This window comes from Rhodopila sp. (assembly GCF_035548095.1).
Taxonomy (GTDB): domain Bacteria; phylum Pseudomonadota; class Alphaproteobacteria; order Acetobacterales; family Acetobacteraceae; genus Rhodopila.
The window spans coordinates 25496-40032 of sequence record NZ_DASZUV010000028.1 but is presented as its reverse complement, the minus strand read 5'-3'; the positions used below and the strand labels follow the sequence as shown (position 1 = coordinate 40032).

Annotated in this window: 14 protein-coding genes; 5 read left to right on the top strand and 9 right to left on the bottom strand. The window is 69.4% G+C overall.

Features of this window, described 5'->3' with window-relative positions:
- Positions 1-116: 116 nt before the first annotated feature.
- The 3 genes from VHC04_RS19485 (at position 117) to VHC04_RS19475 (ending at position 2451) form a co-directional block, all read left to right on the top strand.
- Positions 117-1262 (top strand): CaiB/BaiF CoA transferase family protein, encoded by a 1146-nt coding sequence (locus tag VHC04_RS19485; RefSeq protein ID WP_325684399.1) that lies wholly within the window; start codon positions 117-119, stop codon positions 1260-1262.
- Positions 1262-2083, top strand: coding sequence for an isocitrate lyase/PEP mutase family protein (locus VHC04_RS19480; protein WP_325684398.1), 822 nt, complete (start codon positions 1262-1264; stop codon positions 2081-2083). Before VHC04_RS19485 ends, VHC04_RS19480 begins: the two co-directional genes overlap by 1 nt.
- A gap of 146 nt (positions 2084-2229) precedes the next feature.
- Positions 2230-2451 (top strand): hypothetical protein, encoded by a 222-nt coding sequence (locus tag VHC04_RS19475; protein WP_325684397.1) that lies wholly within the window; start codon positions 2230-2232, stop codon positions 2449-2451.
- Between the two features lie 248 nt (positions 2452-2699).
- Here the strand turns inward: VHC04_RS19475 and VHC04_RS19470 are convergent, their stop codons facing one another.
- The gene (locus VHC04_RS19470) at positions 2700-4283 is read right to left on the bottom strand and encodes a 2-isopropylmalate synthase (RefSeq protein ID WP_325684396.1); all 1584 of its coding nucleotides are present in this window, start codon (positions 4281-4283) and stop codon (positions 2700-2702) included.
- 336 nt (positions 4284-4619) lie between these two features.
- Here VHC04_RS19470 and rnd point away from each other — a divergent pair, with 336 nt between their 5' ends.
- Positions 4620-5807 (top strand): ribonuclease D, encoded by a 1188-nt coding sequence (rnd, locus tag VHC04_RS19465; protein ID WP_325684395.1) that lies wholly within the window; start codon positions 4620-4622, stop codon positions 5805-5807.
- A gap of 38 nt (positions 5808-5845) precedes the next feature.
- Here rnd and VHC04_RS19460 read toward each other — a convergent pair whose 3' ends face one another.
- Together VHC04_RS19460 and VHC04_RS19455 are read right to left on the bottom strand one after the other, a co-directional pair.
- Positions 5846-6637, bottom strand: a complete 792-nt coding sequence (locus tag VHC04_RS19460; RefSeq protein ID WP_325684394.1) for an undecaprenyl-diphosphate phosphatase — start codon at positions 6635-6637, stop codon at positions 5846-5848.
- 196 nt (positions 6638-6833) lie between these two features.
- Positions 6834-8324, bottom strand: a complete 1491-nt coding sequence (locus tag VHC04_RS19455) for an alpha/beta fold hydrolase (RefSeq protein WP_325684393.1) — start codon at positions 8322-8324, stop codon at positions 6834-6836.
- Between the two features lie 442 nt (positions 8325-8766).
- On the opposite strand from VHC04_RS19455, the gene phaR reads away from it, so the two are divergent.
- The gene (gene phaR, locus VHC04_RS19450; protein ID WP_325684392.1) at positions 8767-9387 is read left to right on the top strand and encodes a polyhydroxyalkanoate synthesis repressor PhaR; all 621 of its coding nucleotides are present in this window, start codon (positions 8767-8769) and stop codon (positions 9385-9387) included.
- A 120-nt stretch (positions 9388-9507) separates the two neighbouring features.
- Here phaR and VHC04_RS19445 read toward each other — a convergent pair whose 3' ends face one another.
- The 6 genes from VHC04_RS19445 to rpsA all read right to left on the bottom strand — a co-directional run bounded on the left by VHC04_RS19445 (position 9508) and on the right by rpsA (position 14215).
- On the bottom strand, positions 9508-10143 hold the full coding sequence (locus VHC04_RS19445; protein ID WP_325684391.1) for a phosphoribosylanthranilate isomerase: 636 nt from the start codon (positions 10141-10143) through the stop codon (positions 9508-9510).
- Positions 10140-10835 (bottom strand): orotidine-5'-phosphate decarboxylase, encoded by a 696-nt coding sequence (pyrF, locus tag VHC04_RS19440; RefSeq protein ID WP_325684390.1) that lies wholly within the window; start codon positions 10833-10835, stop codon positions 10140-10142. Before pyrF ends, VHC04_RS19445 begins: the two co-directional genes overlap by 4 nt.
- On the bottom strand, positions 10835-11140 hold the full coding sequence (locus VHC04_RS19435; RefSeq protein ID WP_325684389.1) for a lipopolysaccharide assembly protein LapA domain-containing protein: 306 nt from the start codon (positions 11138-11140) through the stop codon (positions 10835-10837). Before VHC04_RS19435 ends, pyrF begins: the two co-directional genes overlap by 1 nt.
- Positions 11137-11466 (bottom strand): integration host factor subunit beta, encoded by a 330-nt coding sequence (gene ihfB, locus VHC04_RS19430; RefSeq protein ID WP_325684388.1) that lies wholly within the window; start codon positions 11464-11466, stop codon positions 11137-11139. The genes VHC04_RS19435 and ihfB overlap by 4 nt, the downstream gene beginning before the upstream one ends.
- Before the next feature lie 17 nt (positions 11467-11483).
- Entirely contained in the window at positions 11484-12332 is an 849-nt protein-coding gene (gene sppA / locus VHC04_RS19425; protein ID WP_325684387.1) for a signal peptide peptidase SppA, read from the bottom strand.
- A gap of 83 nt (positions 12333-12415) precedes the next feature.
- On the bottom strand, positions 12416-14215 hold the full coding sequence (gene rpsA / locus VHC04_RS19420; RefSeq protein ID WP_325684622.1) for a 30S ribosomal protein S1: 1800 nt from the start codon (positions 14213-14215) through the stop codon (positions 12416-12418).
- Positions 14216-14537 lie beyond the last annotated feature (322 nt).

The following is a 14537-nucleotide window of genomic DNA, read 5'->3' as shown; positions in this document are numbered from 1 at the left end:
CGGGCTCCTCGTCATGGCGTGGCGGGCGCAGGCAGGCCTGGCAGCCGCCGGCCCACGGGTGGCGCCGTCCCGGAATTGTGGCATGCTCCTCCCCGACGTCCTGGGGAGAAACCGACATGGCCGGCGCGCTCGATCATCTTCTGGTGCTGGACCTGACCAGCCACCTGTCCGGCCCATACTGCGCCATGATGCTGGCCGACCATGGCGCCGACGTGATCAAGGTGGAACCGCCGGCCGGGGATTCGGCACGCAAGATGCCGCCCTTCGTCAACGGCGAGAGCGCCCCGTTCATGACGTGGAACCGGAACAAGCGCTCCGTGGTGCTGGACCTGAAACAACCGGCCGACAGGCAGGCGCTGCTGGACCTGGTCGACCGCGCCGACGTGCTGATCGAGAATTACCGGCCGGGCGTGCTGGACCGCCTGGGCCTGGGCTGGGACGTGCTGCATGCCCGCAATCCGCGGCTGATCCTGGCCTCGATATCCGGTTTCGGGCAGACCGGCCCCTATGCCTCGCGCGGCGGCTTCGACCTGATCACCCAGGCGATGTCGGGGCTCATGAGCACCAACGGCCCGGCCGACGGCCCGCCCCACCGGCTGCCGATCGCCATCTCCGACGTCACCGCCGGCATGTTCCTGGCCTTCGGCGTCCTGGCGGCGGTGGAGGCGCGCCACCGCACCGGCCTCGGCCAGCGTGTGGAGACCTCCCTGCTGGAGGCGGCGACGTCGCTGGCGGTGTATGAATCGGCCCATTATTTCGCCACCGGCACGCGGCCGGCCCGCATCGGCCAGCAGCATCGCGGCAGCTCGCCCTACCAGTGCTTCGAGACGGCGGACGGCTACATCACCCTGGGTGCCTCGCAGCAGCATTTCTTCCAGGGGCTGTGCAATCTTGTCGGCCTGCCGGAGCTGCTGACCGATCCCCGCTTCAAGACCAATGCCGACCGGGTGGCGAACAATGAGGCGCTGGTGGCGCTGCTGGCCGACCAGTTGCGCCGGAAACCGTCTTCGTTCTGGCTGGCGGAGCTGGAGAAGCTGGGCATCCCCGCCGGGCCGGTCCTGCATTACGATGAGGTCTACACCGATCCGCAGATCCTGGCGCGGGAGATGGTGGTGGAGACGCGGCACCCCGTCACCGGTCCGTTCAAGACCATGGGCGTGACGGTGAAACTGTCCGATACCCCCGGTGCCGTGCGCGCCCCGGCGCCTCGGCTGGGCGAGCATACCGATCAGATCATCCCCCGGCGCAAGGCGGCCGAGTGATGCCCGGCCAGGCCGAAAAGGCGGCAACGTTCCGCGCTCTGCATGAGGCGCCGGAGAGCTTCGTCATCGCCAATGCCTGGGATGGCGGCTCCGCCCGGATGCTGGCGGCGATCGGGTTCAAGGCGATCGCCACGTCCAGCGGTGCCTCGGCCGGGGTGCTGGGCCGCCGCGACGGGATGGTGACGCGGGAGGAGGCGCTGGCGCATTGCCGGCTGATCGTCGACGCCACCGACCTGCCGGTCTCGGCCGATCTGGAGAAGGGGTTCGGCGATTCGCCCGGGGCGGCCGCCGAAACGATCCGGCTGGCGGCGGGGATCGGCCTGGTCGGGGCCTCGATCGAGGACGCCACCGGCTACCCGGACCAACCCCTGTTCCCGCCGGACGCCGCGCGGGCACGCATCGCCGCCGCCGTGCAGGCGGCGCGGTCGCTGGACTTTCCCTTCACCCTGACCGCGCGCACGGAAAACTACCTGCACGGCAACCCGGACCTGTCCGATACCATCGCGCGGCTGCAGGCGTTCGAGGCGGCCGGCGCCGACGTGCTGATGGCACCCGGCCTGCCGGATCTGGACGCGGTGCGCGCTGTCTGCGCGGCGCTGTCGAAGCCGGTGAACTTCATGGCCGGCATCAAGGGCCGCTCCTTCACCGTCGCCGCGCTGGCCCAGGCCGGGGTGAAACGCATCAGCCTGGCGACCTCGCTGTATCGGGCGGCGATGACCGGCTTGCTGTCGGCGGCGAAGGAGGTGGCGGAGCACGGCACCTTCGGCTACCTGGATACGGCCCTGGCGACTCCGGACCTGAACCGGTTTATGACGGGCTGACCGATCGCCCCCTTGGAACACTTCCCGCGGAACACCCCCTTGGAACACTTCCCTGGGAACACCTCCCTGGGAACGCCCTCTTTGGAACGCTCCCGTTGGGCCTCGCCCTTGAATCTTCTGACCCCGGAACCATCCCTGGAATCGCCATGCGCCTGCTTCTGATCACCGTCTGCCTGCTGGGCCTTGCCGGGTGCGGAACGGATCCCCAGGCCCTGGGCATCACCGGCCCAGGCCAGCAGACACCGCTCGGGGGCACGGCGACATTCGATCAGGACCGGATGCCGGGCGTATCGACGATGGGCACCTTCTATGGTCCGACGAATGCCGGGCCGCAGACCGGATCGAGCGGGTTCTGGGGCTACAACTGACCGAAGTGACCGGACGCCGCGGCCGCGCGGGCTGAAACCGTCCGGCGCGCGGCGGCAAGCGGCCACACCGGCCCGCCCCGCCGGCGGCTTCGTTGCCAGCCCCCCGTCTCTGGCCGTCCTGACCCCGTAGCGATTACCCGTAGCGATTAAACGTAACGATCAGGCCGGCCGGCGTTCCACGCAATCCGCCCCGCGCCAGCGACGCGGGGCCACCGACGGGGGCGGAGATGCGGGGGCGGAGATGCGGATCAGGCCGACAGCGCCACCGGCTCCGTCCGCTCCCGCTTCACCAGCAGCTTGTTCAGCGCATGGACATAGGCGCGGGCGGCGGACACGATCGTGTCGGCATCGGCGCCCTGGCCGTCGACCATCTTGCCGTTCTCCTCCAGCCGCACCGTGGTCTTCGCCTGCGCGTCCGTTCCCTCGGTCACCGCGCCGACCGAGAACAGCTGCAGGGTGGCGTTGTGCGGGAAGATCTGCTGGATCGCGTTGAACGTCGCGTCCACCGGCCCGTTGCCGGTCGCGGTCGCCGCCTTCACGGCGCCGTCGATCTCCAGCTCCAGCGCCGCCTTCGCCGGACCCTTGGAGCCGGCATGCAGGTCCAGCGACACGAAGCGGATGCGTTCGTGGTCGCGCATCACCTCGTCATCGACCAGGGCGACGATGTCCTCGTCGAACACCACCTTCTTGCGGTCGGCCAGGTCCTTGAAGCGGCGGAACGCGTCGTTCAGCTGGTTCTGGCCGATCTTGTAGCCCAGCTGGTCCAGCCGGTCGCGGAACGCGGCGCGGCCCGAGTGCTTGCCCAGCACCAGGCTGTTCTTCGCCCAGCCGATGCTTTCCGGCGTCATGATCTCATACGTCGCGGCCATCTTCAGCACGCCGTCCTGGTGGATGCCGGATTCGTGCGCGAAGGCGTTGCGGCCGACGATCGCCTTGTTCGGCTGCACGTCGAAGCCGGTGATGGTCGCCAGCAGCTTGGATGTGCGCAGGATGTTGGTGGTGGTGATCCGGTTGTCGAACGGGATCGCGTCGTGGCGGGTGCGCACCGCCATCACGACCTCTTCCAGCGAGGCGTTGCCCGCCCGCTCCCCGATGCCGTTCATCGTGCACTCGATCTGCTGCACGCCGACGCGGATCGCGGCGATCGCATTGGCCACCGCCATGCCCAGATCGTTGTGGTTGTGGGTCGACAGGATCGCCTTGTCGATGTTCGGCACCCGGTTGCGGATGTTCTGGAACATCGCGGTGATGTCTTCCGGCAGCGCATAGCCGACCGTGTCCGGCAGGTTGATCGTGTTGGCGCCGGCGGTGATCGCCGCCTCCACCACCCGGCACAGGAAATCGGGGTCCGACCGCGTCGCGTCCTCGGCCGACCACTCCACGTCCTCGGCGTGCTGGCGGGCCAAGGTCACGCTGTCGATCGTCGCCTGCACCACCTCGTCCGGCGTCATGCGCAGCTTGTGCTTCATGTGCAGGTCGGAAGTGGCGATCACGATATGGATGCGCTTGCGCTTCGCCGGCTTCAGCGCTTCGGCGGAGCGCAGGATGTCCATCTGCCCGGCGCGCGACAGGCTGGCCAGCACCGGCGAATCGTCGCGCTGGCCGATCGTTTCGGCGATCGTCTTCACCGACTCGAAATCGCCCTGCGAGGCGATGGCGAACCCGGCCTCGATCACATCCACGCCCAGCTCGGTCAGCGCCTCCGCCATGCGGATCTTCTCCTGCAGGTTCATGGAGAAGCCGGGCGACTGCTCGCCGTCGCGCAGCGTGGTGTCGAAGATGATGATGCGGTTGTCGTCCAGCTTGCCGAAGCTGGGATGGTTGATGCTCATGCGATGGTTTCCCTCGATTTGGACGCGATACATGCCTCAGGGGTTCCCCTGAGCGAGACCGGCGTTCAGCAACCCGGCGAGACGCTCAGGGGCGCGTAAGTCGAAGGAGGAGAATCAGGCCGGACGGACGCGCGGCGGCCGACGCGGGGGCGTCGGCGGACAAGCTCGCGAAAGGCGCGCCGTGGAACATGGCAAGCGTCATAGCGGAGGTGGCGGCGGCGCGCAACAGACGGATCGGAGAGGTCGCGGCGCCGGTGGCCGATCGGACGCCGCGCGGCGGCGGGGTCCGGGCACCGGCGCTTTGGTCTTTTGCGGTGCAGCGTGTAGAAGGGGCGGATGTCTCGACCCCCTCGTGCGGCCTTTCCGGCGCCGCGATTGATCACCGCGACCGACGACCTCGCCGCCTTCTGTCAGCGCATGCACCAGGAGCGGTTCGTCACGGTCGACACCGAATTCATGCGGGAGCGGACATACTGGCCGGAACTGTGCGTCGTGCAGGTCGCCGGTGACCATGAGGTGGCGGTGATCGACGCGCTGGCCGAGGGCATCGACCTGGCCCCGCTGCGCGCGCTGTTCGCCGATGAGGCCGTCACCAAGGTGTTCCACGCCGCGCGCCAGGACATCGAGATCTTCGTGCTGCGTTTCGGTGACGTGCCGAAGCCGCTGTTCGATACCCAGGTGGCGGCGATGGTGGCAGGGTTCGGCGACCAGGTCGGCTATGACGCGCTGGTCTCGGCGCTGACCGGCGGAACCATCGACAAGGCGCACCGTTTCAGCGACTGGTCGGCCCGCCCGCTGTCGCCGGCGCAGATTTCCTATGCCGCCGCCGACGTCACCCATCTGCGGGAGGTCTATACGAGGTTGCGCCAGCGGCTGGAGAAGGACGGCCGCCTGGGCTGGGTGGCCGAGGAAATGGCGATCCTGGGCAATCCCGCCACCTACCGTCCCGATCCGGAAACCGCCTGGGAACGGCTGCGCCCGCGGTCCAACAACCGCCGCCTGCTGCAATTGCTGCAGGTCGCCGCCGCGTGGCGGGAACGGGAGGCACAGCGGATCAACATCCCCCGCCAGCGGCTGGTCAAGGACGAAGCGCTGCTGGAGATCGCCGCCACGGCCCCGGCCAATGCCGATGCCCTGGCGCGCGTGCGCGGCATCACCAAGGGCTTTGCCGAGGGTAGATCGGGCACCTCGCTGCTGGAGGCGCTCGCCGCCGCCAGGTCCGTCCCCGACGCCGCCTTGCCGGTGCTGGCCCAGCCGCGCGACTCCGCCCGCCCGTCCGCCGCGCTGGTGTCCCTGCTGAAAGTGATGCTGGCGGCGAAGTGCGAGCAGCACCACGTCGCCCCGCGCCTGGTCGCCAGTTCCGAGGATATCGACCGGCTGGCGCTGGAGGATGAGCCGGATGTGCCGCCGATGCACGGCTGGCGCCGGGACGTGTTCGGCGAGGACGCGTTGCGCCTGAAGCAGGGCAAGGTGGCGCTGTGCGTCGATGGCCGGAAGCTGCGCTTCATCCCGATCAATGACTGATCCGGGGCTGATCCGGGGGCCGATCGGGGCCGCCATCCCTACACCACGCCCCGCGCGGCCAGGCCCAGCAGCGCCGCACCCAGCAGCAGCCGGTAGACGGCGAACACCACGTAGCGGTGCGTCTGGATGTAGCGCAGCAGCCAGGACACCGCGACAAACGCCGTGACCCCCGCCACCACGAACGCCACGCCCAGCTCGGCCCAGTCTTCGTGCGCCTCGCCGTGGTGCAGGCCGCTGTACAGCTCATAGGCGCTGGCGGCATACATGGTGGGGATTCCGACCAGGAAGGAGAATTCGGTGGCTGCCGCGCGGTTGCTGGTACCCAGCAGCATCGCCGTGAAGATGGTGGCGCCCGAGCGGGACGTGCCGGGAAGGAGTCCGGCGACGATCTGGGCGATGCCGACGCCGACCGCCGCCACCCAGGATATCGCCGCCCGGTCGGGGCGCAGAGCGGCGAGCCATTCCGCGAGCAGAATCCAGACGCCGCCGGCGATCAGCGCCCAGGCCACCGGCCCCACCGTGTCGGGCAGCCGGAAGCCGAACCTCTTCGCGGCCAGCCCCAGCACGCAGGTGATCAGGAAGGCCAGCGCCAGCTTGCCGACATGGGCGCGCGTCTCCGGCTGCCGCCAGCCCAGCGCGAAGGCCATCAGTCGCCGCCAGTAGATCACCGTCACCGCCAGCATTGCGCCGGACTGGATCACCACGTTGAAGACCTCGGACCGGCGGCCGAACCATTGCTCCGCGATCAGCAGGTGGCCGGTGCTGGAGATCGGCAGGAACTCGGTGACTCCCTCGATGACGCCGAGGGCGATCGTGCTGGGCAAATCCATCGGCTGCCGGTCGGCTCCCTGCTGGTCGGAATCCCTGGTTGATGAAACCCGGGGCTGACGAAACCCCAGGGCTGACGAAACCCCAGGGCTGATGAAAGCCCGGGCTGACGAAAGCCCAGGGCTGACGAAAGCCGGCCGGTCCGGCCAGGGCCGCCGGATGCCGCGCCGACCGGGCCGGGCGGCGGAGAAGCCGCCATCACGCGGCGCTGCCTGTGCCGTGTCGAGCCCCGGGCCGGCGGCGCGGAACCCGAGGTCCCCCACCTCCGACCCCGGTACCTCCGGTGCCTCTGGCTCCAGCCCCCGATACGCCGGAGCCGGCGACCCTGGCGATCCATGCCGCCAGCGGTTGCCACAATGCCGTTTCCGCCCGGCTGCCGGCCGCCATGCCGATATGCCCCGCCGCCGGCTCATGCAGCTCCGCCCGTGGGATCAGGCGCGCCAGCGGCCGCGCGGCGCCGGGTGGCACGATGCGGTCCTGGGCCGGCACCGCCACGAAGGCCGGCATTGTCACCGCGCGCGGCTCCACCGCCAGCCCAGCGATCCGCCAGTCGCCGCGGAATGGGGTGTTCGCGCCATACCAGTCGCGCAGGCAGGCCCGGGTGACCTCCGCCGCCAGGGGGATGCCATCGTTCAGCCAGTCCTCCAACGCCACGAACAGCCGCGCGCGCCGCCCGTCCTGCGGCAGCCGCGCGAAGGATCGATACTTGCCGGCAACGCCCCAGGGATCCAGCAGCGCGAACAGCGATTGCAGCAGGTCCACCGGCAGCGCGTTGCCCAGTGCCATCGCCGGCTCCAGCAGCGGCAGCATCGCCGCCACCTGGGCTGCCTGCTCCGCGTCGCCGGCATGAAAGTCCCACGGCGCCGCCAGCAATCCCAGGCCGCGTACCAGGTCCGGCCGGCGCTGGGCCGCCGCCACCGCCAGGGTGCCGCCCATGCAGTAACCCACCAGGACTGTCGGGCCGCCGGTGAACGACGCGGCGTAGCCCAGCGCGCGTTCCAGCCGGCCGGCGACGTAATCGGTCAGGGTGAACCGCCGCTCCGCCTCCCCCGGCCAGCCCCAGTCCAGCAGCAGCGGCCGCACGCCGTGCTGCGCCAGCCAGCGCAGCATCGATCCTCCTTCCATCAGGTCCAGGACATAGGCGCGGTTCACCAGGCTGGGCACGAACACCGCCGGGACGCCCCCGGCCTTGCCTCCCCCAGGCTTGCCTCCCCCCGCCTTGCCGCCGCCGGCCATGCCGCCCCCGGTCATGTCGCCGCCGGTCATGCCGCCGCCGGCCATGCCGTAGTCCAGCAGCCGTGACCCGCCCTCGGCCCACACGGCTGGCGGGTCCGCCAGCGTCCGCCGATACGGATGCCGCCGATACGCCGCGATTCCCTCGATCAGCAGCGCGTCCTGGCGCAGCGTCTCGGCCACCACCTCGGCGCTGAACGCGGCGTCACCCGGTCGATCGCGGTTTCCGTCCGCGGCGGCGCGGCGCAGCGCGTCCACCACCGCCGCCGCGCTCGATGTCGGCGAGACGGCGTTCCAATGCATCGATGTGGCGCGAGAGACGGTCGATCTCAGCGTCGCGAGCGTCAGGTGCAGCAGCAGCGGGCGCGGCCCGCGCCGCATCAGCGGGCCCGGCGCCTCGGGCCGGTTGCTGCTGCTCCCGCTGCTGCCTTGGGCGCTGATGAACGGGGTGCTCATGATCCGGCGGCGTGGGGGCAGGGGAGGCACCGGCGGGCCACCAGGGCTCCGACCCGCGCGGCATCGCCCGCAGGGCGGCCGTCAAGGCGCCTGCCCATACGGATGCTATCGCCTGCCATGCCTCCCGCATTTCCGGATCGGCCGCCAGCGCCGACAGCTCGCTTTCCCACAGCGTGATCCAATCCTGCGCCAGGCGTCGCAAGTCCGGTTCCGGCGCCGGGCCGGCGGAGTCCGAGCGGTGGTCGGTCGAGTCCGTCCGTGCGTCGCCTGCCTTGGGATCGTCCTGACCGGACTCCAGGCTCATGCCCCATCAACCCTCCTCGCGGCGGACCATAGGCGTGGTCCGGCGGCGGTGAAACGTCAAACCTATAACCGCACTGGAATTTGCGCCTTTCGCACCTGCGAAATAAACGATATGGTCGGCGCATAGGGTGAGGATCGCATGGCAGACACCGTCCAGATTTTGCCGGATAACAAGAACGCGGATAAGGCGCCCGTCGTCGTCAAGAAATACGCCAATCGGCGCTTGTACAACACTGAAAGCTCCAGCTACATCACGCTGGAAAATCTGGGCGACATGGTGCGTGCCGGCCGGGATTTCGTCGTTTACGACGCCAAGAGCGGCGATGACATCACCCGCAGCGTCCTGACCCAGATCATCGTCGAGGAAGAAGGCAAGAGCGGGCAGAACCTGCTGCCGACCACGTTCCTGCGCCAGCTGATCGGCTTCTATGGCGGCTCGATGCAGGGCCTGGTGCCGAAATACCTGGAACACGCCATGGCCAATTTCGCGCAGCAGCAGGAGCAGATGCGCAGCGCGATGCAGAAGACGATGGGCAACCTGTTCCCGTTCGGCAGCATGGAGGAAGTCAGCCGCCAGAACATGGCGATGATGGAACGGGCGTTCAGCCTGTTCACTCCGTTCTATCGCGGTCAGGACAGTTCCGGGTCCCCCCCTGCCGCCGAGGACACCAAGGACGAGGTCGCCATGCTGAAGGCCGAGGTGGATCGGCTGAAGAAGGAACTCGTCGAGGCGAAGAAGGGCTGTACCAGCCAGCATTGATGCCGGCCGTCGCGCCGTCGCTTCCCGCCACGACGGGAACGAACGGCGGCAACGGGCCACCATCCCGGGCCCCCGCCGCCCGGCATGAAGCGTGCCGCCGAATGGCAGGACGCGGGTGCCTCAGCCGGTCGCCGCGGCTTTCGCCCGGCGGATGAACGCCCGGATCAAGGCCGGGTCCTTGCGGCCCTTTTCCTGTTCCACCCCCGAGGATACGTCCACCGCCGGCGCACCGGTGACCCGGATCGCCTCGGCAACGTTGCCGGCGGTCAGCCCGCCGGCCAGCAGCCACGGTCCCGGCGCGGTCCAGCCGCGCAGGATCGTCCAGTCGAAGGCCACTGCATTTCCGCCAGGGCGGGTGGCGTCGGCCGGCGGTTTCGCTTCCAGCAGCAGCGCATCCGCGCCCAGCCCGCCGCGCGGCAGGTCGGCCGGACCGCTGATGCCGACGGGGCGCCACACCGGCAGCCCGAACCGATCGCGCAGCCGGCCTGGATCGACGCCGCCGCCATAGACCTGCAGCACCTGCAGCGGGACGGCATCCAGGACCGACGCGATCAGCGCATCGGTCGGATCGACGAACAGTCCGACGCGCGCCGGGCCGCCGTCCAGGCGCCCCGACAGCGCGGCCGCCTGTGCCGGCGTCACCGCCCGCGGGGACGGGGGAAAGAAGTTGAAGCCAACCCAATCCGCCCCGGCCTCCACAGCGGTATCGAATGCCACGGGATCGGTGATCCCGCAGATCTTGACCCGGACGGTCATGCGATGCCCGCGGCGATCGCGCCGGCGGCGGCACCCGGATCGGCGGCCTGGGTGATCGGGCGACCGACGACGATCCAGTCGGCGCCGGCGGCCACGGCCTCCGGCGGCGTCATCACCCGGGCCTGGTCGCCGGCGGCGGCGCCCGCCGGGCGGATACCCGGTACGACAAGCCGCACGGCCGGCCCCAGCGCCTGCCGCAGCATGGCGACCTCATGCGGGCTGCACACCAGCCCGTCGGCGCCGGACTCGACGGCCAGGCGGCCCAGGCGCAGGACCTGATCGGCCGGTGATCCCGCCACCCCGGTGGCCGACAGCGCCGCGGCATCCAGGCTGGTCAGCACCGTGACCGCCAGGATGATCGGCCGAGCCGTCCCGCCCGCGTCGGCGGCCTGACGGGCGGCTTGCACCATCGCGGCGCCGCCGGCCGCGTGGATGGACAGCATGCGAGGGCGCAGCGGCAGCACGGCGCGGACCGCGCCGGCCACCGTGTTGGGAATATCGTGCAGCTTCAGGTCCAGGAAGACCGGCGCCCCGCCAACCTGGCGCACGCCGGCCGGGCCGTTGGCCGCGAAGAACTCCAGGCCCAGCTTCAGCAGGCCCGCATGCGGGCCGACCGCCTGGGACCAGGCCTGGGCCTGGCCGACATCGATCGTGTCCAGCGCGACGATCAGCCGGCGGGCCGGTGCGTCCATCACGGCGGCGGCAAGGACAGGTGGGTCGGACCGAGCCGTGCCTGCAGCGCTTCGATCTGCGCCTGCAACTGGCGGGAGGTGCGCTCGGCCCGGCGCGCCCGGCGGCGCTGCGCGATCTCGGCGACCCAGACCAGGGCGCCGCCCAGCAGCAGGCCCACCGCCATGCCGACCAGGATCGCCAGCGACACCGGCACTTCGATGGAATAGTCGAACGGCCACAGCCCGAGCTGCACATGCTGCATGTTGGAGAGCGCGAACACCGCGAAAGGCACGCTGACGATGATGGCGATCACCAGCAGGATCATGATTGCGCCTTGGCCTGCCGCTCGGTCTTCTCGGCCCGCGGGATCTTGCCGGCGTTGACGCGGAGCCGCAGCTCCTTGCCGGCCTTGAAGAACGGCACCGACTTCTCGCTGACCGCGACGGAGGCGCCGGTGCGGGGGTTGCGGCCGGTCCGCGCGTCCCGGTGCTTCACCGTGAATGCCCCGAAGCCGCGCAGCTCCACCCGCTCCCCGCGGGCGAGGGCGTAGGTGATCTCCTCGAAGATCGTTGCCACGATGGTTTCCACGTCGTGGCCTCGGAGATGCGGATTCGCCGCGGCCAATTCTGCGATCAGCTCAGACTTCGTCACAGCGCTTCCCCGGACAGTCAGTGGCCCGGACGCTGCCAGATCGCCCAGGGTGCGTCAAGACTAACACTTTGGGAAACCAGGGTTTTCCAAAACTCATCGAACAAGGGACCGAATTGACCGGCGATCGACCACCGGCTTTTGTCGTCCGGCGTCACGTCGTCCACCGGCAGGCTGACCGGAACGCCCCTTTCGGTGCTCAGCCAGGCCCGGGCCTCCGGCTCGCCGCCGATTTCGTCGACGAGCCCCAGCTTGAGCGCCTGCCGCCCCGTGTAGGGACGGCCATCGGCGATCTCCCGCACCTTGGCGGGATCCATGTGGCGCCCGGTGGCGACGATGGTGACGAACTGGTCGTACATGTCGTCGATCAGGCCCTGCAGCATGGTTTTGGCCGCCGGCGTCAGCGGCTCGAAATAGTTCGGCTCGTCCTTCAGCGGCCCGGACTTGATGGTCGTGGCGCTGATCCCGACCTTGCTCAGCAGGCCCGACATCTCCCCGGTCTGCAGCAGCACGCCGATCGAGCCGGTCAGGGTGGAATCGCGCGCGAAGATCCGCGTCGTGGGGGCCGAGATCATGTAGCCGGCCGAAGCCGCCAGCCCGCCCATGACGGTGACGACCGGCTTCTTGCCGGCCACGCGCCTGATCGCGGAATACAGGCCTTCACCGCCGGCGACGCTGCCGCCGGGGCTGTCGACCGACAGGATCACCGCCTTCACGCTGTCATCCTCCGCCAGCTTGGCGATGGCCTCGGTCACCTTGCGGTCGTCGGTGATGATGCCCTTCACGGTGACGCGCGCCACATGCGCGCTGCCGAACCGCCAGCCGCCGGCATGCAGGCCGGCGCCGACCGCGATGATGAGCGCGATCACCGCCGCCAGCCGCCAAAAGATAAGGCGGCGCTTGAGGCGCCGCCTATCCAATAGCAAGTCGACTTCCAGCGACATCGCCGGAATTAGCCGTCCTGGGTCATCTGGTTCCGGCGACGGATCGCCGCACCCAGGATGTCGCCCAGCGAGGCACCCGAGTCGGAGGAGCCGTATTCGGCCATGGCCTGCTTCTCTTCCTCGATTTCCTTGCCCTTGATGGTCAGGGTCAGCTTGCGGGCCGCGCGATCGACGGCGGTGATCCGGGCATCCACCTTCTCACCCACCGCGAACCGCTCCGGCCGCTGATCGGCCTTGTCGCGGGCCAGCTCGGCGCGGCGGATGAAGCCGGTCAGCACATCGTTGACCTTCACCTCGATGCCGTTGGCCTGCACCGCGGACACCACGCAGGTCACCACGTCGCCCTTGTGCACGTTGCCCAGGACGGTGGCGGCCGGATCGTCGCGCAGCTGCTTGATGCCCAGGCTGATCCGCTCCTTCTCGACATCGACGTCGAGCACCTTCGCCTTGACGACCTGGCCCTTCTCATAGCCGGCCATCGCCGCTTCACCCGACTCGTCCCAGGACAGGTCGGACATGTGGATCATGCCGTCGATATCCGGCGACAGGCCGATGAACAGCCCGAACTCGGTGATGTTGCGGATCTCGCCCTCGACCTCGGAGCCGATCGGATGGTCGTCCACGAACTGCTCCCACGGGTTGCGCTGCACCTGCTTCAGGCCCAGCGAAATCCGGCGCTTGGAGCTGTCGACGTCCAGCACCATCACGTCCACCTCCTGCGAGGTGGAGACGATCTTGCCCGGATGGACGTTCTTCTTGGTCCAGGACATCTCGGACACGTGCACCAGGCCCTCGACCCCCGGCTCCAGCTCCACGAAGGCGCCGTAATCGGTGATGTTGGTGACGCGGCCCGAGAACTTGGCGCCCGGCGGATACTTCGCCGCCACGCCTTCCCACGGATCGGTCTCCAGCTGCTTCATGCCCAGGCTGATGCGCTGGGTGTCGGAGTTGAAGCGGATCACCTGCACCTTGACCTGCTGGCCGATGGTCAGGGCCTCGGACGGATGGTTGATGCGCCGCCAGGCGATGTCGGTCACGTGCAGCAGCCCGTCGACGCCGCCCAGGTCGACGAAGGCACCGTAATCGGTGATGTTCTTCACCACGCCGTCCAGGATCATGCCTTCCTTCAGGCCCTGGATCAGCTCGCTGCGCTGCTCGGCGCGAGTCTCCTCCAGCACGGCGCGGCGGGAGACGACGATGTTGCCGCGGGCGCGGTCCATCTTCAGGATCTGGAACGGCTGCGGGGTCCCCATCAGCGGGGCGACGTCGCGCACCGGACGGATGTCCACCTGGCTGCCGGGCAGGAATGCCACGGCGCCGCCCAGGTCCACCGTGAAGCCGCCCTTGACGCGGCCATAGATGGTGCCGTCCACGCGCTTCTGCGCCTCGAACGCCTTTTCCAGGTTGGTCCAGGCTTCCTCGCGCCGCGCCTTCTCACGCGACAGGATGATGGAGCCGTCCCGATCCTCATACCGTTCGACATACAGCTCGACGAAGTCGCCGGGCTTCACCTCCGGCTTGGCGCCGGGCGGCCCGAATTCCTTCAGCGCGACGCGCCCCTCGGACTTCAGGCCGACATCGACGATCGCGAACTCATCGGTCAGGCGGACGACGCGGCCGGTGACGACGGAGCCGTCGAAGCCGGTGTCTGTGCCGAGGGTTTCATCGAGAAGGGCGGCGAAATCTTCGCCACGAAAATGGTCTTGCGCAGGCTCTTGCGCGCGCGCGGCGGCTTGTAATGCCATGTGGCTGGTGGTTTCCGTTACGGGATGCGCCGAGCACGCCGGCTCGGCTGGTTGCCGTGGTATGCGCGTTTCCTGGTCCGGAAATACGACTTGCCCGCGCCATCATGAGCGCGGGCCCGATTGCACTGTGGCGCCCGTCATGCGTGGCGTCCACAGCGGAGATAGAGGATTCGGACGCCGAGTCAAGGACTCCGCGTCGGATGATCGGCCCAGCCGCGTATCCATCTCGATTCAGCCTCCTACCGGCCGGCGCGCTCTGGCCGGAGAGCCGCGAGCGCCGGCCCGCCGAACCCGGTCCCGCCGAACCCGGTCCCGCCGAACCCAGGCCCGCCGAACCCAGGCCCATCGGGTCCAGGCCCATCGGGTCCAGGCCCTGCCGTGTCGC

Excerpts from the sequence above, each read along its gene's own strand:
- VHC04_RS19485 (WP_325684399.1), top strand. The coding sequence starts at position 117 with ATGGCCGGCGCGCTCGATCATCTTCTGGTGCTGGACCTGACCAGCCAC.
- VHC04_RS19480 (WP_325684398.1), top strand. The coding sequence starts at position 1,262 with ATGCCCGGCCAGGCCGAAAAGGCGGCAACGTTCCGCGCTCTGCATGAG.
- VHC04_RS19475 (WP_325684397.1), top strand. The coding sequence starts at position 2,230 with ATGCGCCTGCTTCTGATCACCGTCTGCCTGCTGGGCCTTGCCGGGTGC.
- VHC04_RS19470 (WP_325684396.1), bottom strand. The coding sequence starts at position 4,283 with ATGAGCATCAACCATCCCAGCTTCGGCAAGCTGGACGACAACCGCATC.
- rnd (WP_325684395.1), top strand. The coding sequence starts at position 4,620 with ATGTCTCGACCCCCTCGTGCGGCCTTTCCGGCGCCGCGATTGATCACC.
- VHC04_RS19460 (WP_325684394.1), bottom strand. The coding sequence starts at position 6,637 with ATGGATTTGCCCAGCACGATCGCCCTCGGCGTCATCGAGGGAGTCACC.
- VHC04_RS19455 (WP_325684393.1), bottom strand. The coding sequence starts at position 8,324 with ATGAGCACCCCGTTCATCAGCGCCCAAGGCAGCAGCGGGAGCAGCAGC.
- phaR (WP_325684392.1), top strand. The coding sequence starts at position 8,767 with ATGGCAGACACCGTCCAGATTTTGCCGGATAACAAGAACGCGGATAAG.
- VHC04_RS19445 (WP_325684391.1), bottom strand. The coding sequence starts at position 10,143 with ATGACCGTCCGGGTCAAGATCTGCGGGATCACCGATCCCGTGGCATTC.
- pyrF (WP_325684390.1), bottom strand. The coding sequence starts at position 10,835 with ATGGACGCACCGGCCCGCCGGCTGATCGTCGCGCTGGACACGATCGAT.
- VHC04_RS19435 (WP_325684389.1), bottom strand. The coding sequence starts at position 11,140 with ATGATCCTGCTGGTGATCGCCATCATCGTCAGCGTGCCTTTCGCGGTG.